Origin of the sequence: Rhodococcus sp. 06-1460-1B, assembly GCF_002258475.1 — a bacterium.
Classification (GTDB): domain Bacteria; phylum Actinomycetota; class Actinomycetes; order Mycobacteriales; family Mycobacteriaceae; genus Rhodococcoides; species Rhodococcoides fascians.
In genome coordinates this window covers 227,571-252,834 of sequence record NZ_NOYS01000019.1, presented here as the reverse complement: position 1 = coordinate 252,834, position 25,264 = coordinate 227,571, and the positions used below count along the sequence as shown (strand labels likewise).

At 58.5% G+C, this 25,264-nt stretch carries 21 protein-coding genes; 12 read left to right on the top strand and 9 right to left on the bottom strand.

Annotated features, from left to right (window positions below; all coding sequences use genetic code 11):
• Positions 1 to 55 precede the first annotated feature (55 nt).
• The 9 genes from CH268_RS09345 to CH268_RS09305 are packed head-to-tail and all read left to right on the top strand — an operon-like array spanning position 56 to position 8,181.
• Positions 56 to 832, top strand: coding sequence for a WecB/TagA/CpsF family glycosyltransferase (locus tag CH268_RS09345; protein ID WP_141215118.1), 777 nt, complete (start codon positions 56 to 58; stop codon positions 830 to 832).
• Positions 833 to 878: 46 nt separating this feature from the next.
• Positions 879 to 1,814, top strand: a complete 936-nt coding sequence (locus tag CH268_RS09340) for a glycosyltransferase family 2 protein (RefSeq protein ID WP_255182329.1) — start codon at positions 879 to 881, stop codon at positions 1,812 to 1,814.
• A 25-nt stretch (positions 1,815 to 1,839) separates the two neighbouring features.
• Positions 1,840 to 2,511, top strand: a complete 672-nt coding sequence (locus tag CH268_RS09335) for an acylneuraminate cytidylyltransferase family protein (RefSeq protein WP_094663519.1) — start codon at positions 1,840 to 1,842, stop codon at positions 2,509 to 2,511.
• Positions 2,511 to 3,437 carry a phosphoglycerate dehydrogenase gene (locus tag CH268_RS09330; protein WP_255182328.1) on the top strand — a complete coding sequence of 309 codons (927 nt, stop codon included), beginning with the start codon at positions 2,511 to 2,513 and terminating at the stop codon, positions 3,435 to 3,437. Before CH268_RS09335 ends, CH268_RS09330 begins: the two co-directional genes overlap by 1 nt.
• Positions 3,434 to 4,162: an SDR family oxidoreductase gene (locus tag CH268_RS09325; protein ID WP_094663517.1), complete on the top strand. Its 729-nt coding sequence runs from the start codon at positions 3,434 to 3,436 to the stop codon at positions 4,160 to 4,162. The genes CH268_RS09330 and CH268_RS09325 overlap by 4 nt, the downstream gene beginning before the upstream one ends.
• Before the next feature lie 2 nt (positions 4,163 to 4,164).
• Positions 4,165 to 5,085 carry an SMP-30/gluconolactonase/LRE family protein gene (locus tag CH268_RS09320; protein ID WP_176457899.1) on the top strand — a complete coding sequence of 307 codons (921 nt, stop codon included), beginning with the start codon at positions 4,165 to 4,167 and terminating at the stop codon, positions 5,083 to 5,085.
• Positions 5,072 to 5,911, top strand: a complete 840-nt coding sequence (locus tag CH268_RS09315; RefSeq protein WP_176457898.1) for a 6-hydroxymethylpterin diphosphokinase MptE-like protein — start codon at positions 5,072 to 5,074, stop codon at positions 5,909 to 5,911. Before CH268_RS09320 ends, CH268_RS09315 begins: the two co-directional genes overlap by 14 nt.
• Positions 5,901 to 6,734, top strand: coding sequence for a glycosyltransferase family 2 protein (locus CH268_RS09310; RefSeq protein WP_094663513.1), 834 nt, complete (start codon positions 5,901 to 5,903; stop codon positions 6,732 to 6,734). The genes CH268_RS09315 and CH268_RS09310 overlap by 11 nt, the downstream gene beginning before the upstream one ends.
• A 7-nt stretch (positions 6,735 to 6,741) precedes the next feature.
• On the top strand, positions 6,742 to 8,181 hold the full coding sequence (locus CH268_RS09305; RefSeq protein WP_094663511.1) for a lipopolysaccharide biosynthesis protein: 1,440 nt from the start codon (positions 6,742 to 6,744) through the stop codon (positions 8,179 to 8,181).
• 1,130 nt (positions 8,182 to 9,311) lie between these two features.
• Here CH268_RS09305 and CH268_RS09300 read toward each other — a convergent pair.
• The 8 genes from CH268_RS09300 to CH268_RS09265 form a co-directional block, all read right to left on the bottom strand.
• Positions 9,312 to 10,649, bottom strand: coding sequence for an O-antigen ligase family protein (locus tag CH268_RS09300; protein WP_094663509.1), 1,338 nt, complete (start codon positions 10,647 to 10,649; stop codon positions 9,312 to 9,314).
• A 798-nt stretch (positions 10,650 to 11,447) separates the two neighbouring features.
• Entirely contained in the window at positions 11,448 to 12,137 is a 690-nt protein-coding gene (locus CH268_RS09295; protein WP_094663507.1) for an SGNH/GDSL hydrolase family protein, read from the bottom strand.
• 22 nt (positions 12,138 to 12,159) lie between these two features.
• Entirely contained in the window at positions 12,160 to 13,254 is a 1,095-nt protein-coding gene (locus CH268_RS09290; protein ID WP_176457896.1) for a glycosyltransferase family 4 protein, read from the bottom strand.
• Entirely contained in the window at positions 13,251 to 14,483 is a 1,233-nt protein-coding gene (locus CH268_RS09285; RefSeq protein ID WP_094663502.1) for a hypothetical protein, read from the bottom strand. Before CH268_RS09285 ends, CH268_RS09290 begins: the two co-directional genes overlap by 4 nt.
• Positions 14,480 to 15,676 carry a glycosyltransferase family 4 protein gene (locus CH268_RS09280; RefSeq protein WP_176457895.1) on the bottom strand — a complete coding sequence of 399 codons (1,197 nt, stop codon included), beginning with the start codon at positions 15,674 to 15,676 and terminating at the stop codon, positions 14,480 to 14,482. The genes CH268_RS09285 and CH268_RS09280 overlap by 4 nt, the downstream gene beginning before the upstream one ends.
• A gap of 65 nt (positions 15,677 to 15,741) precedes the next feature.
• Positions 15,742 to 17,073 carry an O-antigen ligase family protein gene (locus tag CH268_RS09275; protein WP_176457894.1) on the bottom strand — a complete coding sequence of 444 codons (1,332 nt, stop codon included), beginning with the start codon at positions 17,071 to 17,073 and terminating at the stop codon, positions 15,742 to 15,744.
• Positions 17,074 to 17,128: 55 nt separating this feature from the next.
• Complete coding sequence (locus CH268_RS09270) at positions 17,129 to 18,529, bottom strand: polysaccharide biosynthesis tyrosine autokinase (RefSeq protein ID WP_176457893.1); 1,401 nt, start codon at positions 18,527 to 18,529, stop codon at positions 17,129 to 17,131.
• A gap of 56 nt (positions 18,530 to 18,585) precedes the next feature.
• On the bottom strand, positions 18,586 to 19,449 hold the full coding sequence (locus tag CH268_RS09265) for a TylF/MycF/NovP-related O-methyltransferase (protein WP_094663494.1): 864 nt from the start codon (positions 19,447 to 19,449) through the stop codon (positions 18,586 to 18,588).
• 581 nt (positions 19,450 to 20,030) lie between these two features.
• Here CH268_RS09265 and CH268_RS09260 point away from each other — a divergent pair.
• Positions 20,031 to 20,735 carry an acyltransferase gene (locus tag CH268_RS09260; RefSeq protein WP_094663492.1) on the top strand — a complete coding sequence of 235 codons (705 nt, stop codon included), beginning with the start codon at positions 20,031 to 20,033 and terminating at the stop codon, positions 20,733 to 20,735.
• On the top strand, positions 20,732 to 21,694 hold the full coding sequence (locus tag CH268_RS09255) for a glycosyltransferase family 2 protein (protein WP_094663490.1): 963 nt from the start codon (positions 20,732 to 20,734) through the stop codon (positions 21,692 to 21,694). Before CH268_RS09260 ends, CH268_RS09255 begins: the two co-directional genes overlap by 4 nt.
• Here CH268_RS09255 and CH268_RS09250 read toward each other — a convergent pair.
• Positions 21,622 to 22,758 carry a glycosyltransferase gene (locus CH268_RS09250; RefSeq protein ID WP_094663488.1) on the bottom strand — a complete coding sequence of 379 codons (1,137 nt, stop codon included), beginning with the start codon at positions 22,756 to 22,758 and terminating at the stop codon, positions 21,622 to 21,624. The two genes, CH268_RS09255 and CH268_RS09250, sit on opposite strands and share 73 nt — an antisense overlap.
• A gap of 783 nt (positions 22,759 to 23,541) precedes the next feature.
• On the opposite strand from CH268_RS09250, the gene CH268_RS09245 reads away from it, so the two are divergent.
• Positions 23,542 to 25,155 (top strand): polysaccharide biosynthesis tyrosine autokinase, encoded by a 1,614-nt coding sequence (locus CH268_RS09245; protein ID WP_094663486.1) that lies wholly within the window; start codon positions 23,542 to 23,544, stop codon positions 25,153 to 25,155.
• Positions 25,156 to 25,264 lie beyond the last annotated feature (109 nt).

The following is a 25,264-nucleotide window of genomic DNA, read 5'->3' as shown; positions in this document are numbered from 1 at the left end:
AGCCAACATATCGTCGACACTTCCAGATACTATATCCACGCTCAGGAGATTACGAGTGGCCATAGATGCTACACCCGCTATCGTCAACGTTGCCGGCGTTCCTTTTTTAGGGACTAATTTGGTCGCCGCCGCGGAGGACATCATTGAGATGGCCCTAACTCACACCCCCACCCCGGTAAGACTGACGAACGCGTACTGCCTCGCAGTGGCCGATCAAAACCCTATGTATCTCGACTTGTTACAAGGAGTCGGTAGGAACTATCCGGACGGTGCACCCGTTGCCATGCTAATGCGGATCGCGCAAGGTGGTTCGAGCTCGCAACGAGTGCGTGGTCCTTCGTTGTTCAATACCGTAATAGAGCGCGGTCAGATGCGAGGAGTCAGGCACTTCATGGTTGGTTCGACACAAACCACCTTGAATCTCCTTACGCAAAAGCTGGAGCAAGAATATCCTGCCGCAGACATCGTTGGTACCTATGCTCCTCCCTTCGCACCCCTAGACGACGAGTTCTATGACGACGTCGAAAGCGCGATAGTCGGTCACCCGGACCTTTTGTGGATCGGTTTGGGCACCCCCAAACAGGACTTTGCTGCAGTGGAGTTGGCAAGCAGGCTCAACATTCCATGCGTAGGTGTCGGCGCGGCCTTTGATTTCGTCGCAGGCACGGTAGCGGAAGCGCCGCCTTTTATTCAAAAGAGTGGGTTTGAGTGGCTGTATAGATTCGCCAGGGAGCCCCGCAGGCTGTGGCGGCGATACACAATTGGAAACATTCGATTCGCGAAATCCGTAGTTCAACACTCCTCAGTCGGTAGGAGGATTTGGAAAAGATGAATTTAGTCGAATTTAAACACATATCCAGCCAGGAAGGATGCGGCGCATGAAATCGGTGTCTGTGATAATTCGGGCGCTCAATGAGGGTGCGCACTTGGGTAAGTTGCTATACGGACTTAGTCAGCAGGACCAACCGGCTGATGAAATAATTCTGGTTGATTCCGGCTCCACTGACGACACTGTCGATATCGCAAAGAATGCCGGATGCAGGGTCGCAAACATTAGAAAAGAGGAGTTTTCTTTCGGCCGGGCCCTCAATATTGGCTGCGAGGCGGCCTCGGGGGAACTGCTGGTAATGATGTCGGCGCACGTCTATCCTGTGTACGACACCTATCTCCGCTTGCTGACAGAGCCGTTTGATAAGCACGGCGCCGACATTTGCTATGGGCGACAGGTGGGCGACCACAGAACAAAGTTTTCTGAGACGCGGGTAATGAACAGGTGGTTCCCGAACCAGAGTATTTGGGATCAGGGTCATCCGTTCAGTAATAACGCAAGCGCAGCAGTACGGGCATCTTTGTGGCAAAAGCACGGATACGACGAGAGTCTGACCGGCCTCGAAGATCTTGCATTTGCGAAGAAAGCACTAGCAGATGGCGCGAAAATATCTTATGTCGCCGAGGCTCCTATCTTCCACGTTCACGAGGAGTCGTGGGCGACTATTAGAAATCGATACAGACGGGAAGCGATTGCTTATAAAAGAATCTTTGCCAGTGAGGAATTATCACGGACTCAGGCTGTCTCCCTTACCGCAAAGAACGTCCTGAGCGATTACTATCATGCGTTCAGGCTAGGCCAACTAGCCGACAATATTGTCGAAATTCCAAAGTTTCGCGTATCCCAGTTTCGGGGCGCGTGGCAGGGTTTTCGTGACCCCGCAAGCCCGCCCACCGACTTGTTGAAGCGATTCTACTACCCTTCCGAAATAATCCGACGGGGAAAGAATGACCGTGATCACACCTTGATCGAGTATCCCGAATAGAGATCGAAAACAGAAAGGGCTTTACATGACTAAGGTAACCGCAATTGTGCCAATGCGTCATAACAGTGAGCGTGTTCCAGGGAAGAATTACCGCGACATTGGCGGAGTGCCATTGTTCCACCACATCGTCAAAACGCTTCTGTCGACGCCGCAAATAGGCACCGTCGTGGTTGACACTGACAGTGACACGATAGTCGACCAGTGCCGTCGAGAGTTCCCGAGTGTCGAACTAGTCGAGCGTCCGCAGCATTTGAGGGACGGCGGAACGCCAATGAACGACGTACTACTTCACACAGTTTCACAGGTCAGTTCCGACTTATACTTGCAAACCCACTCAACCAACCCGTTTCTATCTTCCGACACCATCGGTCGCGCTATAGTCGATTTCGAAAGCGCAGGGCAAGAATACGATTCGCTGTTTGGAGTCACAAAATTCCAGGGTAGATTCTGGACGTCATCGGGGCGGCCACTGAATCATGACCCCAGTGTGCTGGCCAGAACGCAAGACCTTGAGCCGATGTTTCTCGATAACTCATGCCTTTACATATTTTCCGCGCAGTCGTTGAGGGAAAATAACAATAGGATTGGCCGGCGTCCCATGATGTTCTCCATCTCGGGAATTGAGACCATTGATATTGACAACGAAGAAGATTTCGTCCACGCGGCCGAAATTGCACAGAATCGGAGAGCGCAGTGATGGCAGGGTCGAAGTTGCTGATCACATGTAAACAGATGCAAGTTGAGTTACCAGCGCATCGTGATCGGCTTGAAGATCTTGGCTATACGCTCGTGGTGCCGGAACTGCGGGGGCAGCAATTCTCGGCAAGTGAGCTATCCAGTTATGCCGACGATGTGGTGGGGCTCATTGCAGGCGATGATGAACTTTCGCGGAAATTCTTCGAATCTGCAAAAGACCTTCAGGTGCTTATTCGTTGGGGGATCGGTATGGACTCAGTTGATCATCAGGCTGCGGAGGATCACGGCGTTACCGTGAGGAACACGCCCGGAGTATTCGGCGATGAGGTCGCCGACTTGGCAATTTGCTACGCGCTTATGCTTGCACGATCGCCACAGCTCATCCACGATTCGGTGGTCGGAGGCGATTGGCCTAAAGTTGAGGGGATCTCACTTGCTAACCAACAAATCGGTATAGTGGGGCTTGGCCATATCGGCGACGCTGTTGCTCGACGCGCTCAGGCTTTCGGAATGGAAGTCAAAGGTTACGACCCTTACTCGACATCGAGCTATGCGGAAAATATCGGGCTTGAGGAGCTACTCAGTACCAGCAGATTTGTGGTGCTGACCTGTCCCGCGACCCCGGATACCATAGGCTTGATAAACGACAGGACCGTTAGACTGTTGGCACCCGACAGTTACCTAATCAATGTAGGGCGCGGGCCAGTCGTAGACCTTGTGGCGTTCGAGCAGGCGATGTCTGAGGGTGCGATTGCCGGCGCGGCGCTAGATGTATATGAAATTGAACCTCTACCGGAACAGTCGGTTCTGCGTTCACTTCCCAACGTAATCTTAGGTGCGCACAATGGATCGAACACCCGTCAAGGAGTTGAACGGGCTAGTGCGAGGGCCGTTGAGATCCTGCTAGAGGAGCTGGCAAAGAAATGAAGACCCGGGCTGTCTTATTGACGGGCGCTGCGGGTGGTATTGGTGGATCGATTCGAGAACAGTTAGAAAAGAACGTAAAGCATTGTGTCGTTGGCTTGGATAGCGCCTACTCCTCAGACACTGATCGCGAATTTCGGGTCGACTTGGCTGACCGGTTAAGGCTCGTCGATGTAGTGGACACCATACAACGGAGCTATACAATTGTCGGCATCGTCCACTGCGCTGCAGTTCAATTTGCCAAGCCGGCTGGTTCAGCGTCTTACGACGACTGGCTCACGTCCTTTGCAGTCAACATCGTGAGTCTCGACTACCTCGTTGGGCGGTTCTCGGCAGATCTCCGCTCAAGTTCTGGAGCTGTGGTAGCGGTGTCTAGCGTCCACGCGACCGTGACGAGCCGCTCCATGGCTCCATACGCGGCTACGAAGGGCGCGTTAGAGGCGTGGACGAGGGCTGCCGCTCTTGATCTCGCACCCGATGTGACCGTCAACAGCATCGCGCCCGGTGCGATAAGTACGGCGAAGCTGGAGGAGGGGTTCTCCCGATGGGAGAATGGTGAATTGCGACGATCGCTTCTTAACGAGCGAACCCCTGCTGGACGCATCGGGTCAGCCGAGGAAGTCGCTGCTTTGACTGAGTTCTTACTGTCGGATAGCGCGAAATTTATCACAGGGACTACTGTGAAACTCGATGGAGGCGCATCGGTCTTGCTCGGCACGGAGGTCTGATTGTGAAGTTGAGTCGTACCATTCATGTACCCGGTGCGGGGTATTCTCTTTTCGAGAGCGCTCGCTATTCTGCGGAAACTTCGTCGTTCAGTTGGGTCGATATCGAACAAGCAGTGCTTTTCGGGATGAGTCCTAATGGTGACGTTACTGTTAACGAGATGGACCAGGACTTCCTACCCTTGGCACTGCCGTTGGCATCGTCCGAGTTTCTGCTCGCAAGTGGTTCCGCTCTTCACATTTTCGACCTAAAGGTTCGCACTTCTTCAGTTTGGCTAGAAATGGATAATTTCGACAACGGTACACGGTTCAATGATGGCGCGTTCGACTTATTCGGTATTTTGTGGATTGGAACGATGCGACTTTCAGAAGAGTCTGAATGCGGCGTGCTGTACCGAATACAACCCGATAAGTCCGCTAGCATTGAGTATCGGGGCGTTGGCATCTCAAACGGAATTCATTGGGTCGACCAAAAAAATGGCTATTATGTCGATTCGGCGTCAAAGAAATTAATGCGAATTGTACAGAATTCCTCAGGCTTCTTGCAGTCAGTTCAACAGATAGCCGAATGGGAGGAAGGCGAACCCGACGGCATCGCCGTCACAAGCACTGGCGAGGTATGGGTTGCGGTGTGGGATGGGAAGCGCATCGACCGCTTTTCTAGCCGAGGGGAAGCATTGGGATGCATTCCGACCTCGGGGACAAGGCCAACGTCTATATCATTCGGGAGTGGCAGAGCCAGCCAGTCCATGATAATTACTTTTGCGGCAGAACCTGGCACCAAATCCGAGGCGGCAAAGGTCGAATTGTTCTCTGGTCCGGATGTCCCCTTGCCGCACCAGTCCTACAATTTAACTCCAACAGTGTGGCCGGGGAATCTACTCGATCAAGCGTGTCAAACGAAAGGCGACCATGAACGAGCGTAATGACGACGGTCAACGTACAGCTTTCCGTAAATCGGTAATCAGCCTCTTAGGTGAAGACAAATCGCGACGCATGGCAGCGATGCGAGACATGGCCAGCGGTGCTATAAAAAATGCGGCTAGCTCCGAAGGCAGAAGAAACGTTCAATCGATTCGACAATTCAAGAACACCCATGTGGGCGAGCGTTGCGTCATTATCGGGAATGGCCCGAGCCTGAATAACACCGACATGAGTCTGCTGAAGAACGAGACCACCTTTGGGCTTAACAGGATATATCTAATGTTTGAAAAAATGGGGTTTGAAACGACTTACAATGTTGTGGTCAACCAGTTAGTTGTGGAGCAGTGTGTGCCCGAATTCGAGTCTTTGTCTTCACCGCTCTTTACTACCCAACCCAGCCGTAGGCATCTACGGGATGTTGGCGGAAACATTCACTTTATGAATAAAGTCGCTGGTCCGCGTTTCTCGAAAGATGTCTCTCATGGTTTATGGGAGGGTGCAACGGTGACCTTCGTAGCAATGCAACTCGCATACTACATGGGGTTCAGCCAAGTCATCCTGGTTGGTGTCGACCACAGCTTCACCAGCAAAGGGGTGGCGCACAAGACCGTCGAGTCAGAGGGTGACGACCCAAACCATTTCGACCCTAACTATTTCGGTAAGGGCTTCAGATGGCAACTGCCGGACCTGGAGCGGTCGGAAGTTGCATATATATTGGCGAGACTGAATTTTCAGCTTGATTCTCGTACTATAGTCGATTCCACAGTCGGCGGTAAGTTGGATATATTTCCGAAGATTCCGCTAGAGGAGGCGCTGCGTGAACGGTGAGAGGTGCTCAAAGGAGACTCTTTTCACTATCGTAACAGTTTGCTTCAATGATCTACAAAACTTGAAGTCTACGTGTGCAAGTGTAGAGGCGCAGAATAGTCCAGAGGTTTTTGAGCATGTCATTATTGACGGTGGTTCTACCGACGGTTCAGTGGAGTGGCTGAACGGCCGCGATCGCGATATCCGCCATCGGTGGCAATCGCAACCAGACAAGGGCATATTCGACGCTATGAACAAGGGAATTCAGCAGTCTTCGGGCGAGTATTTATGTTTTTTAAATGCCGGTGATATTTTCGCGAGACCGACGGTTGTGCAGTCTGCAGCTCATCGCATGCGCGGATCAGGTGCTATCTGGGGATATGGTAAGGCTCGGGTTGTCGACGAGCTCGGTACTGCAGTACGTCCCAACGTCGGGATGCTCCCTTACTCGCTGCGGCGGCATAAGTATGGTAGAGCGACTGTCTGTCATCAAGCGGTGTGGATGAGTAGAGAGTATTTGATGTCGGTGGGTGGATTTGACGATGTATATGGGTCTGCTGCCGATTACCATAGGCTTTTGTCAGCAGGCCGGCGTCAACCTCCTATTGTTTGGGCAGATATCGATGTCGACTACCGGGCAGGCGGTGTTTCTGACATCGACGTGTACAAGCAACTCTGGCGGCGTCATCGAGCCAGAACGGTTGGTCTCAATGCACCGGGGCTACTTGCAGGATTAGATACTGTTTTCACAGTTGTTCAAATTCTTAATGTTCGACTGCGAAAGTCTTTAAAACCTTATTTATTATGGTTAAAGTCTTCAATTTCGCGAATTCGCCGAGCCTAGCGGTTTAATGTCGGATACCGAAAATTCAGTGAAACGCCGAAGTGGGCGGCGGATAGCCTGTGGTGCCGCCGTATACACAGCGATGGCATTGACCCAAAGGTCGGTTGCTCTGCTCCTATTGCCGTTTGTGACGCATGTGATGTCACCCTCGGAGTATGGTCTGGTAAGCGTGGTCACCGTCACTAGTCTTTTATTTTCCACTATTTTCGGATCCGCAGTAGAAAACGCGGTATTTCGGTGGTCAGTGCGCCGGGTAGATCAATCCGCGGCCTTAGTGTGGCTATGTCAGATGTATCTCTATGTTCTTCTACCTGTGCTGGGTTTCGTTATCGCTGCGATCGGTTTCATAGTTGATATTCAGCTTCTGGGTATATCGACTTCTGTATGGGGTATGAGCGTTTTGGCGGCGTTTTTGCTTTCTTCATCTTCGTTTTACGCGCTTCCAATAATTAGATCCGCAGATCGATTGTTGGCCTTTGTTTTCTTGGTCGGTGCTACCGTGGTAGTTAACGTTGCGTTCAAAATCGTCTTCGTCATCATGGGGCAGTTGGGAGTGCAAGGATGGGTTTATTCAGAGCTGCTGAGCGGTTCTGTCGCGTTTCTTCTCTCTTTGGCTTTAGTGCGGAGGCCCCGGGTCATGTGTCCAGGTTCTTTCAAGTCTCTGCTGTTATTTTCGCTGCCATTGCTCCCGCATAGAGTCGCCTTTTGGGCGTTGAGTGGATTAAGCAGGCCTCTCCTCCTGCTGTTTGTTTCGGCGTCGGTCGTAGGCATTTATTCACTTGCCCTGAATTTGGTTATGGTTGCTTCGCTTGTTCTGGCGGAAATAAACAAGTCGGTTTTAGCGGAGTACTCAGGCGAATCTTCGGATCCCCCCACTGATAAGACCGCGAGGGTCGTCCAATCGCAGTTTGTTGCGGCATTTCTTGTTCCATATTTCCTAGGCCTGGGTGTTTTCGTCGCGTTTGACCTTATTTTTCCGGCTATATACTCCGATGCACAGTGGATGATCGGGTCGATGCTGTTTGGGCAGGCCGCCTATGGGATATACCTTGTACCCGTCAACTATGTGGTACAGACTTCTGGTGTAACGGTCTGGAGTTGGATTCCGTCCACCGTTGGAGCCGCCATAGTTTTTGGTGGTATTGCCTTATTCGCAGGAGATCACGGAGTCTCATCGGCTATTTGGGCATCGGTTGCCGGATATGCCTTGATGGCGATTCTTGCGTTCTTGGTCCTGCTTCTAAGCCCCTCTAATGTGCGCTGGGGTAAGTTGCTGTCGCTCTCATTGCCGACGCTACCTTGCCTAGTGGCGCTGGTTCTCGTGTGCGCAGCGCTGACGTCGTCGGGCGTGGATGCGCTGGTCCTGGCGGCCGCGTCTTTACTTTGTGTGCTAGTGGTGTCCATTTCAGTTGCTGTTCCATGTCTCCGTTCGGCATGGTCCGGCTAGCGGCTGACTTTTGTAGAACGTATTGTCTTCGACTTGATAACTAGTCAACCGGTCGCATGGAGCTCGTTCGATGACTAAGGACGCTGAAACTTGCTTGCGCTTTGCTTGAACGACTGCACCGGCGCAGGAATGCAAACTGAGTGACCTCGATTTACGGACCGTCCTTACCGATGAAGTGAAGCGGCGGGTCTCTCCGTATGCGACATAGCGAAAGCGCGGCTGGCCCGGGGGGCGACGCGCGAAATCCAACGGCGATGTTTGGTAGGGCTCGACTGTGCTGGGCGATCTGAACTCGCGGTTTCTCGATGTTGACCAGTCTTCGAACGTATTTGGCCCGGTTAGGGTGGGGATGACGCTTTTATAAATGCGTTCGGGCCGCATTGTAATTCGGGCACCACCCAGTGTCTTGCTCTAGCGGTTTGCCAAAATGTGTACCGGGGCGGCTGCGCGCCGCCCATCTCGTTAGCGCTGACGACCCCATCAATGAATGCCACCGCATGCTGCCCACCATCGTCACCGTGAACCTTAAGCTGTTTCAGTGACTGAGCAAACTGCTGACATCCTTCTCGTTTCGTCTGCGGTGGAGCGGTAACGGCAACTGCACACACCCTAGTGAACGAAGGGCCGGCCTACCGCCAACGCGCTTTCCGGGAACGGTTGACGCCAACACAGACAATGAGTGTCGTTATTCATGTTCCATGCTGGTCCCCCACTTGCGATCAGGCGTCCCATCGTCCTGGCAACCGATACCGGTGTTCCCACGGTTGCGGTTCGATGTCCCTTGCGTGTCTAGCCGTCCTAGTCGGCGCGGTAGTTCGTTGAAAAATCTGAGCGACGATGTGGCCTAATTGGGTTGCGAGATTCGGCTTTCTAGTGCGCGCGGGGACGGGCTTCCTCTCGAACAAAATGAATGCCGAATCCAGAATGCTGTTGTTTCCCCTCGAATCATTAAGTTTCGTGCTGCATTTCCATGATGCACCACTGTTCTTCGGTAGTTGTTACGGGACTTGGTTTGCATGAGTCTCAGCCTGCCGTGACCAGAGCTGGAGTGACGCGGCCACAACGTCCATTTTGTCCTATCGCATGGCAAGTGCCGTATGCTAAGTCTTAACACCTGTAGCCGGAATAGCTTATGGCAAGACCTTGCTGAGTTTAATCTGCTCAGACGGAATCGTCCGGCGACTAGCAGTTGGTGCTGGCGTGTGTGCGAGTGGTGACGGTACCTTCAGTCCCGCCGCCGCCACGATCATGACGAAAACCCACCAGGTTAGTTGTGCGTGCGCAACCGACAACGTGACCTCGGTCGTGGAAGCAATCATGAGGGCCGCGATCATGCCTTGCGCGGCCTGCGCCGGTCGAGTGCCAGGCTGTTTTCTTAAGGTAAAGACGACGCCGAGCACAGCGACCAACATCAAGACCGAACCGACGAAGCCCGCATCGAATAAGATCTGGACTGCAGTGCTGTGCGGTGTCATCAGGCTCGCGTCGCGGCCAAGGCCGTCGAACTGTGGGTAGTACGATTTCGATCCACCGGACGCGGCGTGGCCAAACATTCCGGAGCCGAAGAATCGCTGCGGGTACGTTGCATCGGACTCGATGAAACTGATGGACCTGCTCCAGATAAAGTCGCGCTGGTTGAGTGACCCAACCTCCTCCCCCGCCCTCGTCGCGTTTGGTAGTAGCGCTTCAGCGCGAATGGTGGACTCCGCGACCAAACTTTGCACACTGGGATAAACGAAGGGGAGCGCAGCTGCTGCAATTGTTATTATGGGCGTAAGAGTGCGAAGTAACTGAGGCACGAATAGGGCAACTAAACCAAGCATTGGAGCGGCAAAGAGTACAAGCCTTGCCTCCGACAGCACCAGCATTGCAATTGCTAATACAATTGCCGCGATGCGCGTCTTTCGCAGGGGTGAATCACGACGGACAAGGGCTGCGGCTCCAACGATGAACACCGCGGCGAGCGCAGGCGTTGTGGCCAGCGAGTTCGATAGTGGGAAGATGACGCGCTCCATGCCGGTCAGGCCGTTTTCTAACCCGGCTGAGCGGCCCGAGGCGGCCGAAGAGCGCATTCCTGCGAGATATAGCACTACGGATGCAAGGAGATAGATACCGACACCATCTAGAATTGCTATGAAGGCCGTCGCTCTGTCCCCCGCCAGTTGAACGGCCCTCACCGACGCTGCGATCGCAAGTGCGATGAATACAAGCTGCACAGGCACGGCTGGGTAATTCGGCCTGCAGATGATCAAGGCTATGACCAGCGCGAGGCAGATTACATGCGGCTGTACCAGGAAGGCGCGTCCTGTCGTTCGGATGGGGGACATCAACAGCAACAGGACAGCAGTCGCGAAGGCTGCGGCGGTTGCGCTGCGAGAGGCCACGGCCAAGATGGTCGGAAGCGCCACCAGCCATAGAGCATGTCGGGGATAAGATTTCACCATGATCTCCGAACCGGCGTTAGCCATCGTCGGGCAATAGATCGGTGCCGATCAACGTCCACGGTGGCAGAGCAAACGCAGTAATGGATGGACGCTGCAATCAGCAGTGGTAGGCGGCCAGTTTTCGGCGTCAACGCGACGCCAGCGCGCCCGATGACATGAAAGATCAAGGCAACCACACCAACCTCCGCTCGGTCTGGTCCAGTTCGTGGCTCGCTTCGGTCATTCACGCATCATGCCGCACCGGGCAGTCTCGGCGCGTGTCGAGACCCCGTAGAGGCCGGTCGTGGCATGAGTGCCTCGCTGAGAACGAGCGCACAACGTCAGCGACGGACACTAACTGGGTCGTATGCGAAACTGGTCATCGGCTCTGCCTAAAAACCAATACCTGACACTGATCAGCGTCAGGTTGAGAACATTTGAAGGGCAGAATTGGTGTATTAAGCCAAGTTCGTTTCGGTCCTTCGCTACGGACACCGGGCAACTGGGAGTGTTTTCCTCCGCGCCGTCGTGCCGAGCGGCGCAACGGCCCTGTCGGGGTCGGGAGAGTCCGCATCACAGCTGGCGTAGTGATCTCCATTCTTGCGGTCGTCTTGGTCATCCCATCTCGGTTCACGTGCACGTTGCGCCCGCAGTCGTTCGAGCAGTTAGTGTCTTGATACAGCGCCAACATGGAACTGATAGCGGAGACCGTTGTTCGCTCTGGTATAAGCTTTCGCCGCCAGCTGGCCGGCCAATCTCGGACTGCTGATCGCCGTATGGACGATGATCGTTCCTTAGATCGTAAATTGTGCGTCGAACCCGAACAGCTGAGTCGAGAAAGTCTTACACCAACGCACTGACGACCGCGCTTGCGATGGCTCGGTGACCCGCGTTGTTCGGATGTAGGCGGTCGGGGTCGATCATGTCGGGATGATCGGCCAGTGGCTCACCGATATCAAGATATCGACCCTCTGCGCTCGCGGTTGCGGCCTTCACCCCGTCGATCAGGGTCGGGAAGTTCGCCGGAGGTTCGGTTGAATCCCAGATCGGGCTGGTGACTATTACCTCCGTGTTCGGTGCCGCAGACTTGATGGCGTCGAAGAGCGACGATGCAATCGCGCCGGTGACGCTCGCGGTACCGGCCTCGTAGTCGTTACGGCCACCGGACACGACGACGACATCGGGCTGGGCCGCAGCAATCACATCCAGCTTGATTCCGTAGTCGGTTTTCTGTCCGAGATAGCTCGTGGTGTAGCCGGAGCCGTCCTCAGCGAGGTTGAGCTCCGACCACCCCATCGCCGCCGACACGAGCGTCGTCCAGCGCTGTCCATTCGACGACGCACCGATGCCCTTTCTGTACGAGTCACCCAGAAATGCGACCACTTGCACGGAATCCGGAATCGACCAGGCCGGGGGTGCTGCTGTCTGCGGAGCCTCGGACCGCGACCCGATGTGCCATCCCACGATTCCGCTGAATGCCACGACCAACACCGAGACCGCGATCGAGATGAGTACCGTCCTGCGCGCCGTCATAGTGCCCCCACTTGCCGCCGCGTCACGAGGTCGACCGCCGACGGGACACGCCTTTCGGATCGGTCATCGCGACCCGCATCGTGTGGACCATGTGCTCCCACGACGGAAACTCGAAACCGGACGGCAGTGGGTGCGGACCGGTGGACAGGCACATGGTCATGCCCTGCGCTACCGCTTCCGTGTCGGTGGGATCGCAGTACCGCACGGACTCACCGAGCAACTCTCGAAAGATGGGGCGGTCGCTCACCAACACCGGTGCCCCGAGGCGTAGTGCCTCGAGTGGAGGCAGACCGTAGCCCTCGTTCAGCGAGAGGTATACGAACAGTGCGGTATTGCGATACAGCCACGCCAGCTGCTCGGTCTCGACGAAACCGGTGTAGCGAATGGAGCCGTCGTCGATAGCAGCAAGTACCTCTTGCTCGAGCTGGTCGGCCTTTCCGTTGGCCGGCCCCACGACCACAAACGGGCGGTTGGGTGAGATCGCTCCCGAACGCACGGCTGCGGAGAGTGTTGTTGCCAGATTCTTCCGAGTGTTCAATCGACCGACGGACAACATGAAGGAGCCGGGGCGGAGGTCGAGTGCGAAACGTGGTTGCGGAGGCGCGTCGAGCAAAGCGTGAGAGATGCCGAAGCCGGTAACTGCGGTAGGCGTCAGGCGCGGGTTGTGCTCAACGATTCGTGCCGCCTCGGTTCGACTACTAACGAACAGCACACTCGCCGCGCGAGCGGCGATCATGATGGGGGAGAGGTAGATGCGCTCGATCGTGGTGAACCACTCCGGGTTGGATTGGAACAGAGCATCGTGTACGAAGACGGCCGATTTGCCCAGCAGCGGAGAGTAATTCGACCCCCATGCCATGTCATACGGACCTGTGCGTACTCGTATCGAAAGCTCCACCATGTTCTTCAGCGGCTGCGTCGGCAGGTATGTGCGGATCCATCGCACGCCTTGCCGTTCCAAGTCTGCCGCCTCCGCCGGTGTGGGACTGCGCCGCAGCGCCACGGTCAGCACATCGTCCGGAAACTCGCGTCGCCACGCCGCGATCTTCTCGTGTGTGATGACGATGCCGGCGGGCGGACCGTCGAACCAGTAGTACCCGTCGAACAGGACCCTCATGTCGTCTCCGTTCTGTCGCGTCGGGGCAGTACGACGAGCATCGCCACCGAAACCGCGATGCGTAGCCCGCTCAGGACTATCAACGTCCATACCAAACCTGCTGCACCGCCCACGAATACGCCGATCGTTTGGCTACCTACGTCGACGAGCACCGAGGCCAGTCGGGTTCGATGTGTGAACACAGGGCCGACGAAGAATCTGGTGGCCATCAGTGCCACCTCGAAGGTCTGCGCAGACAGGATCGCCATACCCACCGGAACCACGTACGGCAGCGCGGCGGCGGGACCGATGCCGGAGAACACCGTCGAAAGCGCCGTGTGACCCACCACCCCACACGCGCCGAGGCCGAGGGCCACCGCGATGTTCCAACGCACCGAGACCGCGAGTACTGCACGGGTGCCCCGCGCACTGAGTGTGGCGAACTGTTTGAAGATCAACGGCTGGATGCTCTGGATGATCACGAACGCCGGCGCGAACACCAATGAGTAGGCGAATCGGATACCGGCAGTGGCGGTGTCGTCCTGGATCGAATAGAGCAACAACGTGGCGATCTGACTTCCGAATCCCAGGTAGACGGCCTCTGCGGTGATTCGCCACGCGATGGAGAAGTGGGAATCGGACTTGCTGGTGGAGGTGGCTGTGCCGCAGAAGACGACCCCGGCCGCGAGCACAATCAGCAAAGTACTGAACCAGATCGGCAGCAGCGCTGTGTTGTCGACACCGAGTGCAGTCATACCCGCAGCGAGGAGCGCGCCGACGGCATAGATCCCCGCCAACAGTGCCGCACGGGAGTAGCTGCCTCGGATGATGAGGACTTGACGCGGCAGATCGGAGATCACCATCGTCGCCGCCAGAGCCCCTACTGCGGCGGCATAGCCCCATTCGCCGCCGCGGCTTATCCATGCGAACGAAGCAACACCGACAACGGTCGCGAAGGCAAGGGTTCCGCGCCAACTCGACCACCGGTCGATGGAATCCTCGGGGCGGATACCTATTCGTGCTGCGTCGACGATGGGGGCGTAGATCCCCCACGCTCGTGAGGTCCCGACGGCGATGAAACCCAGTGCGGCACCGACCGACAGCGATGCGAATTCGCCGACAGTCAACGACACACCGGCCGTGACGTTGAAGACGAAGAAGCCGAGTGACCACAAACCTTGATCGAGAGTGCGGACAAGAATGCCGGCTCGGGTGACGGTCGAGTTCTCTACCGAGGGGCTCGCGGTCATCGTGGCCGACCTACCCGGCCGGACATCGCTGTGCCGAATGCCAGGCCCTCGGCGTAGAGCTGCGCGGCGAGGTCGACGAATCGCTGCTTGGTCCACTGCGTCGTGCTGACGCGTGGCATGGTCGACGCACGGACTACGGCTTCCGCCAACATGTCCCGTGTGGTCGCCGGGTCGGCAGGGAGCACGACCCCGGATGTTCCGGAATCCTCGAGCACAGAACTGGCTCCGGTTCGCTCGAAACACACCACTGGCAGTCCGCATGAGGCCGCCTCGCCCACGACGCCACTTGCACCTTCCCGACCTGAGGGATGCATCAGCACATCCGATTGGACCATCATGTCCAATACCGCTGCGCGGTCGAGGGATCCGTGGAAGGTCACCCGATCGTGGACGCCCAGAGTCTCTGCCCGTCCGCGCAGGTAAGCGCCGTGGCTCGTGCTGTCGAAGCCCACGATGTGCAGGTGAGCGTCCCTCAGCACGGTGGATGCCAGCGCTTCGATCGCCAGTTCCTGACGCTTACGGGTGATGAGATGACCGACGACCAGGATGACGATGCCGTCGTGCTCGGCCCGCTGCGGCAGGTGTGTCGGCAGGGCGACGACGACGTTGGGAAACCGTCTGCATCGAGTGCCCGTGCGAGCGACAGTCGATTCCATCGCACCGTTCTGTGCAAGTACCAGATCGCACCGTCGAGCAATACGCACGGCAGGGATCGATGCCACTCGGTCACGTGCTGTCTGGAGAACCCGTTGTCGACGTGTCGCAGACGAGGTCGGCGCGATAGCGAAAACATCGGCAACGCCCCCTGCACCGACAGGGCCCCACACCTTGCAGACCGTCGAAGACGCAGCGGTGATCGGCGTCCCGAGAATCTCCGAAGCAAACGTCACGTGATGTGCGTAGACGATACGAAAACGCTGTTCCAGCATCGGTATTCGTTTGGCGGCCAATCGCACCCACAGCTCGTGTTCGATGCGGGTGAACCGGGGATAGTGCCACCGAAAGAACGGCGGGGACAAGGGAAGATCGACAGCAATGATCTCGAGAACATCTCGGAATTCCTCGGGAATCCTGCCACGGCATGCCTGTTCCGAGCGACGCATCGTCAACAGGATCACGTGGGCGTCGACTGCCCTCGCGTGCTCGAGGGTCGCCAACAGAAACTGCCAGCCGATCCCCGGTTCGCTCGGCATGTCCGGGTGAACCGTGAACGAGGACAACACGATTGCACGCGGTCGACCATCGGACGCCGCGAAGGTCATCGCGACCCCGCGAGGCGATGCCGTCTGCGCCGTCGGGGCGATCCGTGGGACGCCGGCGTCCGGGCATGCGTCTCTGCGTTCCGAATCGGTGTGGTCGCCGTCAGTGCGAGGAAGACCCAGGGGAATGCAAACCAGATCACGCTGGTCACGGATGTGCAGATCGCCAAGCCCAGAAACAAGGGAAGGGCGTGCGCTTTGTCTCGGGCGGCCAGGAACAGTGCGACGGCGAAGACGGCGAAGAAGGCCGAGCCCACGAAGCCCACGTCGTACAGAAGTGACAGCCACATCGAGCTGAGATACGCGGGGCCGGTATTGGTCGGGTCGACGGGGTTGAACTGCGAGAACGTGTTCAGTCCGGTTCCGAACGACGACGCGCCCCAGCCGCGTGCGGCAATTTGATCGATGGCGTTGTTCCACAGTTGGACGCGGTAGGCACCGGTCCCGCTCTGTGTGTCGATCACGTGGACCACGCGCCACAGAAACGTGTCCTCGTCACCCACGCGGTAATACACGTCCTGCAGGTAGAAGGCGACGAGGGTGAACGCGGCCACCGCCGAGACTACGGCTGTGGGATAACGCTTGACGCAACGGAACAAGACGCAGACGGCGAGGAGCACAAGGGCAATCCAAGCCGATCTGGTGGACGTCAGTATCAGTGCGATGGTGATCGGGATTGTCATCACCAGAACGTGTTTGGTCACGGCCGGTGTGCCGGCGAAATAGTAGACGATGCCGAGCCATCCGAAACACAGGCAGCCCATGATGTTGTACTCGAAGGCCAGGCCGTCGATGCGGGTACTCGGATCGAGTACGAAGGCCGCGATGCTCACGACGCAGATAGCCCCGAGAATGGTTGTGCCGGATCGTACGACGAACGTCAGATCGAGAGCCGAGGTGACCAGTGGAACTACCGCGACGAGCGCGACGAGCAGCTGGATGGCCATGCGCAGGCTCGCTCCGGGGTCGAGAGCGAAGACCATGCTCGACGCGAGTCCGACTGCGATGAGTCCGGCCCCGCCGACGATCAGACCCGGACCGAGCGGGTTGCCGACGCTCGCGGACGGGTTCCGCCGCACATGGGCGTGCAGCGCGAGCAGGAACAACGGAGTCGCGAAGTACTCGGGACGAACGCTCAGCCCCGCGACCGTCACCTGAACACCGTTGGCGCACAACGCGAAGAAGAAGACGCACCATGCCCATTCCATGCTTCTCAACGATCCGACAGCGAGGACTGCAGCAATCGCCGCAGCCAGCGCGATCGAGGCGACCGTGGGAACGGCGAGCGCCAGGTACACGACGACGGAGGCAGCGCAGACGAGTCCTGTCATTTCTGCAGAGGATGGGCCTGCTCTGCGGCCTTTTCGACCGGTGAGGAACATCGGGTCAGTGCCGGTTGGTGCGCACGGGTGCCGATTGCGTCGGCGGTGTCGGCACTCGACCAGGCTCGAAGTCGTAACCGTACTGATCTCGCCCGCGTCCCGTTGCCGGGACCATCGACATGACCACACCGAGCAAGGAGGCACCCACGTTCTCGAGGTTGGCCGCAGCTCGGGTCAACTCCTCGCGCCGGGTGTATCCGTACCGCGTGACCAGGATGGTGCCGTCGCATTGCGTGGCGAGAGTGGCGGCGTCGGTGACCGGCAACAGGGGAGGCGAATCCACCACCACGTAGTCGAAGGCCCGTCCCAGATCACGCAGAAGGGATTGGGCAGTGGCGCTTCCCAGCAGTTCGCTCGGATTGGGCGGGGCCGGGCCCGAACCCAGTGCCCACAGATCGGTGTGGCCGGTGGTCTGCACCACCTCGTCGAGGCCGGCGTCGTGTGCGAGCACGGAACTGACCCCTACCGAGCCGACGATGCCGAGGTATTCGGCAATGTGTGGCCGTCGCAGGTCGGCATCGACCAGGACGACCCGGTTGCCGGATTCCGCGAGCGAGAGGGCAAGGTTGACCGCAGTGGTCGATTTACCTTCGCCCGCAATGCAACTGGTGACCAGCAGCATGCGGGGCGGATTGTCGACCGAAAGGAATTTGAGGTTCATCCGCAGTTGACGGAACGCCTCGGCGATGGGCGCGGTGGACGAACCGAAGTCGATGGGCGGGGTCTCACGGATCTTCTTGTCCAGCGGGATGGACCCGACGAGCACGCTATCGGTCAGCGCCTGGAGTTCGTCGGGTTCCTTGACGGTGTTGTCCATCCTGTCGCGAACCAGTGCGCCCGCGATGCCGACCAGAAGTCCGAGGACGAATCCGAGGGCAACGTTGCGGACCTTTTTGGGCGAGACCGGGGTGGTCGATGCCTCCGCGGTCTCGGCCACGGTCACCGCAGCGCTGGCCGTGCCCCCGTCGACAGGCTTCTCCAGTTCGCCCACCAGCGTGGGGAACAGCTCGCCGATGGCGTTGGCGATGTCGCGGGCCCGAGCCGGCGAGGAATCGACAACGGACGCGTCGAGTAGAACCGAATTGGGTTTGGCCGTGGCGGTGATGCGGTCGGTCAGTTCGTCCGGACTTATGGGCAGCCCGAGCTGGTCGACGACACGACGAGCCAACTCTCGGCCGGTGAGCAACTCGGTGTACGAGACGACTCGCTGCTGCGACGCCAAGTTGTTTTGGTACACGTCGCTGGACGACACCGCCGTCGTCGTGACGAAGAATTGCGTGGTCGATTGATACATCGGTGTGGACACGAGCGAGAACACGACAGCAATGAGGGTGCCGACGATGGTCGTGGCCACGATGACGAGCCACCTCGCGCGCAACGCGGCAGCGTACCGGCGAACTGTCATTCGCATCTCTCCCTCGAACTGCAGACCCTCGAACTTCGGTGTTGTGTGCCGAGCGATCAGGGAACGGTGCGTCGCCAGAATGCGCCGGAACCGTCGATGTCGATGATCTCGTCCTGAATTGAGTGAGCCCGGCGGTAGTCCCGGACAGCTTGTCCGGCCTGAGAGGAATGACTCCCGTAATCGTCCACGATGCAGAACCCGCCCGGTGAGAGCTTGGGGTACAACGACTCAAGAGCTTGAATTGTCGACTCGTACATGTCGCCGTCGAGTCGCATCAGCGCCAGCGCATCGATGGGTGCAGTCGGAAGCGTGTCCTTGAACCACCCCACGAGAAATCGCACTCGCTCGTCCAGGAGGCCGTACCGCTCGAAGTTGTGCTGCACCGTGCGGGGGCCCACCGCGAGGCCGCCGAGTTGATGGTTGCGATCGCCCGCGTCGGCGGGATACCGGGTGGCGTCCGGGGGCGGGAGTCCCTCGAACGAATCCGCAACCCATACGGTCCGACTCCGGTCACCCCAGGCGACCAAGTTCGCCTTCATGAAAATCGATGCGCCGCCGCGCCATACGCCGGTCTCGATCAGATCGCCGGGGACCCCGTCCGAGACGATCGTTGCGACGCACTCCTCGATGTTGGTCATCCGGCGCAGACCGATCATGGACTCCGCCCGGGACGGCCAGTCGAGGCCGGATTCTCGCTCGCGCTCGTCGTACGGTTTCTTGATCGCAATCTCGACACCAAATCGGCCGGCCGCATGGGCGAAGGAGCTCGCCAATCGTTTGGGTAGCGATGGATTTCCCTGCCACCGAACGCCGCCCAGCACCGAATCGTTGTCTTCCGCCAGAGCGCCCGTCAAAGCGCGTTTGACCGTGTTCAGATAGAGACCTCTGACCGAGTCGATATCGGTGACTTCCGTCGTCATTGGCAAACCATAGCAACGCATTACGTGACTCGTCGGGTGCAAGAACGATATTCGTGGCGGGACAATTCAGGTCGGTAGCAACGCTTCTTGCATTCTGGGAATCAGGTATTCGCCGTATTGTCGGGTGATGTGACTGGTATCCCAGCTGATTACAGTGCCGGATACGACCAATGGGCGCGTATTGCGGCAGTGGAACCAGGAACGAGCGTCGAGCAACGTGGGTCCCGTCGGTTGTGTGACAGCGTCGCCGGCGCTCCGTTTTGTCAACCAGTTCTTGGAGATGATGCTGACGCAACTGGACGAGACCGCCTGCCTGTTCGCGCGAGTTCGAAGTTTCGCTAAGAACATGGAAATCACTGACGAGCCGATCGGCGGTTAGAAGGCAGTATCCCTTCAGGGTGGTCCGGCGAATGGCCCGCTAACCTTCGTGTCGGTTGTTTTGCGCCGTCAACAGATGATGTCTATCTAGTTCATGTTGTGCGACAAAGTAGTTCGCCAAGCTCATAGCGCTCGAACAGGGTGCCGATCGTGACGCAGGCGGTTACCGTGAGCGCACCGAATTGAGTTCTAGGGAGTGCGAGATGCTGCACGCATTGATCGACACCGTCTATTGGAAGCTGCGTCGGAGGCGGATGCCCGAAGACATCCCCTCCACCGCCCTGTTGACCTTTGTGGTCGATCGAGTCGGTCAGGCGCTACGGGGGCAACTGCTGGGCATGCCCTATTTGAGGGGGCCGGCACTGCACTTTCGGGGCCGCGGCGTGAAGGTGCGCAACGCAGCCAAACTGCGCGTGGGCACCGCAGTGGTGTTCGGCGACGGCGTGGCCGTCGACGCGCACTCGGCGCACGGAATCACGTTCGGCGACAGGACCACTGTCGGCCGTGGGTCGTCGATCAACGGATCGGGGGTCATTTCGGAACCCGGTGTCGGCGTCGTGATCGGCGAGGGTGTCGCGGTGGGCATGTACAACGTGATCTGGGGTCAGGGTGGGATCACCATCGGGGACAACGCCATGATCGGGCCCCATGTGTCGATCTTCAGTGAGGATCACGGTTTCGCCGACATGTCGGTGCCCATGAACAGGCAGGGGTACCTCCGGAGCCCGACGGTCATCGGAGCGGACACGTGGATCGGGGCGGGCTGCGTGATCACCCGCGGGGTCACTATCGGTGAAGGCGCTATCGTCGGCTCCGGTTCGGTGGTCACGAAAGACGTTGCGCCCTACACAATCGTAGGAGGCGTACCGGCCCGTTTGATCAAGGCCCGCGAACACACCGCCACATGACTCGACCCGAGGTCTCGGTTCTGATCGTCACCTACAACAGCTCGCACGTGATCGGTGACTGCCTCTCGGCCTTGGGCTCGGACCACGAGGTGATCGTCTACGACAACGCCTCCGCCGACGAGACGGTGTCACTAATCGAACGTGAGTGGCCGCACGTGCGCGTGATCGCCGGCGAGCGCAACCTCGGATTCGCCAAGGGTGTCAACAGAGCTGCGGAGGCAGCGACCGGCCGAAACATCATGCTGCTCAATCCCGATGCCGTCATCGCCGCCGAGGATGTACAGATCCTGGCCAGGACGGTGACGTCGACCCACGGCGGGATCGTGGCACCCGTTATTCATACCGGCGGCGTGCGCGTGATGGCGGCCGGCCGAATGCCCACGATCTGGGCGATGGCCAGTCACTACTTCGGGATATCCCGGCTCTCGCGGGGCCGTGCGCGGTTGCAGGGTCACTATTTGCTGCCCTCGGACGTAGGGGAGGGCGTGGTCTCCACCGACTGGGTCACCGGTGCCTGCCTGATGGTCGATACCGAAACATGGTGGCGATTGCGCGGATTGACCGAGCGATGGTTCATGTATGCAGAGGACATCGAATTCTGCTGGAGGGTGGGCCGCAGTGGAGGTGCCGTGCTGATTCAGCCGCGGGCGCGGGCGCAGCATCTGGTGGGCAGGAGCAACGGTGCGCCGGAGGCAGGCACCAACTCCGCCTGGGTACTCAATCTCTACGGGTTCTACTGCGCAGACATTGCCGAGTCGCGCATGCACCGGATCGTGTGGGCGCTGGTAGTGGGATGTGGTCTTCGGTTCCGGGCCCTCGTGTTCTTGTTGCAGTCTCTGGTGCATTGCTCGGCCGAATTGCATAGCGCAGCCGGCGATTTCACTCGTCATTCCAACGCAGTGTTCCGAGCACTGACGGCGTCTGCCGACGTCAGATGGGCGCGCAAGGCACGGTCGTAATCGGCACAGACGCGTTCCCACGTGTAGTGGTCGTGAGCGCGGCGGATCGATACTGTGCTCAACTCTTGTTGTAGTTCGCTGTCGTCCAGAACGGTTTCGAGTCCGGCGCTGATGCACTGCGGAGTGGTGCCGACAAACACCGCTCCGTCGCCGAGAACCTCCCGGTTGTACACGGTATCGCGCGCGACGACCGGCGCGCCGCAGGCCATAGCTTGGACCAGCGCAGGGTTGGTTCCTCCCACGCTGTGCCCGTGGAAGTACGCACCGGCGTTCTCCCACAGTGAGAACAGCACGTCGTCGTCGCTGAGGTGCCCGTACCATCGCACGTTGTTCTGTCGGGCGGCTATATCGGCCACCCGTTCCTCCAGGGCACCGCCGTACCCTGACGAACCGACGATCACCACTTGCCAACGCTCGCAGAGTGTTTCGATGGCGTCCAAGAACGGTCCGATGGTGTTCTCGGGAACAAAACGAGCCACCATCAGAATGTACTTCCGGCGCGCGAGACCGTCGGGCGGATCGTCTCCGGTTCGAGGATCGCCGCCGTACGGAATGAATACACCTGCCCGGCCGGAGAGTTCCTTCCATCGAACACCCAACGCTCGGGAGTCGTAGATGAGAGTGGTCGCGTACCGCGCTGTCGCATGGCCGCCGATGGCGAAGATCGCCTTGGCTATGCGTCCCCACTTCTCCCGTTCCCACTCGATTCCGTCGACATTGACCAACGTGGGGATTTTGCGAAGCCGAAGCAACGGCAACCAGAAGCCGTTTGCCACGTTCATTACCAGTGCCGCATCGGGTTTCGTCGCCACCGCATGGATCGACGACGTGGCCCCATACGTGATGGTGCTGGCCGACTTGCTGTCGATGCCAGGGGTCACCACGGAACGAACACGGGGATCCATATCGATCGGGTTGGTGCTCATTGCCTTTTCACGGCCATACACAACCACGTTCCAGCCGTGATCGGCCAGGTAGGGGGCCAAATGTCGGACCAAGGTTTCGAAACCGCCGTAGAAACTCGGGTATCCCCGTGTGCCGATGATGGCGACCGTACGAGTCATAGTGCTCCCGCTGAGCGTCGACGTATTGTGCGCTCGTCGTTTTGTCTAGCATTCGACGTAGCAATTTGAAGAGGATGTTATACACGCGGCAACGCTTTTGTCCGTCCAACGTGTGAAGACGAAACATTGCGTGCGCAAACCGATTTCGCGAACTCGGTGTCGGTTTTGAAAGTTGCTTATAACAGAATCGATTCTGTCTAGTAGGCGATATTTAGAGCCCGAAAGTCTATTTTTCGTTCGTTCGAGGGACCCGCAGTTTGTTCCAGCGTCCCGGGGCTCCCGAAGGTGAAGGACGTCCGCTCTACCTGTTCGCGCAGTAGCGCCATGGCCTGCGGGGGCTGGTGCCATCGTTTCGGCCGTCGCAGAGGCGGGCGGCCATGGCGATGGCACAGCTGGGAATTGCTGGCAATAGAAACGCGGGGCTCGCCGTGGTTCGGGCTGTCTCGCTGCTCGAACGAGAGGGGTGCATGGGTCTCGAGGTGTCGAGAATCACCCTCGCTTGGACCTGGGTGGCGAAGCTCTTTGTCGCTCCTGTTCTAGCTGGGTCGAATGCTGCTGGCGCTCCTGGCCCGCTAGCGAATTCTGAGGTCGAAATTGGGGATACGTATTGTCGTGAGACGTCACAACAGGGAATTCGCCGAGTAAAGCTCGTGAATCGAACGAATGAGTGATTGGCTGCAGGGCCGATAGTCATCCGGTGCACGGCGATCGAATACTTATGTAACGATTGAGCCACACAGTGGCCCGTTGCGGGGTTGTACGAACGGACGAGGAGCTCGAAGCATGGAGATACAGGATTATCTGAAAATCCTGAAGGCGAGATGGATCATCATCGCCGTAACCGTGGTCGTAGCGATCCTTGGTGCGTTAGGTGCGTCCCTGCTGACGACGCCGCTATACGAGTCGAGCGCAAGGATGTTCGTCTCCACATCCGGGGGAACCTCGGTCAACGAGGCATACCAGGGCAACTTGTTCTCCCAGCAACGCGTAGCCTCCTACTCAGAACTGGTGACCAGTGAGGCGCTGGCAACTCGGGTTCTCGCTGTGCTGCCGCTGAATCTGACTCCATCGCAGTTGGCGGCAAAGGTGAAGGCGTCCTCTACTCCTGACACCGTGCTTTTCGACATCACCGTCTCTGATGCGTCCCCTTCGACAGCACGCGACATCGCTAACGCGATGGCGTCCGAGTTGACTACGCAGGTTGAGGAATTGGAGACACCCGCGGACGGCGGGAGTCCGTCGGCCGGCGTCAAGACTTTCCAGCAGGCGGATGAGTCGTCGACTCCGGTAAGCCCGAAGACCATGCGCAACCTCGCCCTCGGTGCTGCGGTGGGTCTGTTGCTCGGCATCGCGTTGGCGGTTCTGCGCGACCGCCTCGACAATACGATCAAGGGTCGTCGCGAGATCGAAGCGATCTCCGGCAAGGCGCTCGTCGGCACAATTCCGTTCGACAAAGAGCGTAAAGCGCACCCGGCCGTCGACTTCCAAGATCTCACCCAGTCGGCCAGTGCCGAGGCGTTCCGTGAGCTTCGCACCAACTTGCAGTTCCTCGAGGTCGACCATCCACCACGAGTCATCGTCGTCACCAGTGCGATTCCCAGTGAAGGCAAGACGACCACCGCGGTGAATCTCGCCGTAGCGCTGGCCGAAGCAGGCCACCACGTGGCTCTCGTGGAAGGCGATCTGCGTCGGCCGCGCGTCTCGAAGTACATGGGTCTCATCGGCTCGGTCGGAATGAGCACCGTTCTCGCCGGCCAAGCAACAGTAGAAGAGGTGCTGCAGCCCACCAAGTACGAGGGTCTGCAGGCCATGGCCTCGGGACCCATCCCGCCGAACCCGTCCGAGCTGTTGGGCTCGGAAGCCTCGCGTGCTCTGTTGGTCGAACTGCGTTCGAGGTTCGACTACGTGATCGTCGACGGTGCACCGTTGCTGCCCGTCACCGACTCGGCTGTCCTCACCACCCATGCGGATGGTGCTCTGCTCGTCACTCGCTACGGACACACGAAGTCCAACGAACTCGCGCGAGCGATCGGCAATCTCGAAACCATCGGTGCCCGTGTCCTCGGCGTGGTGCTGGCGTTGACCCCGTCGAAGAAGGGGGACATGTACAGCTACTCGTACAACTACACCGCCGATACCAACCTGCCGCGTCAGGTGGTGCCCCCGGTGCCCGCACCGGCACCGCAAGGCCCGGTCGAGCCATCTGGCCCGGTCGCTGCACCCACGCCGCCGCCCGCTGCATCGACATCCACAGGCTCGGCGCAGTCGGCGCCCTCGGGACCGACCGAGTCCGCACGCACGGCCGTCAGCGCGGCTCCATACGGACGAGCGCGCCGTCCTGAGGTGCATACCGACCCGTCGACAAACGGCACCGACAACCCCCGTTTCCGTAAATAATCGGTTCCGCCGACAGAACTAGCGCGGCCGAGATTACTCACAGCCACAACCCGAAATGCCCCGCCACAATTGCTGTGGCGGGGCATTCTCGACTGTTGGAGGCTAGACG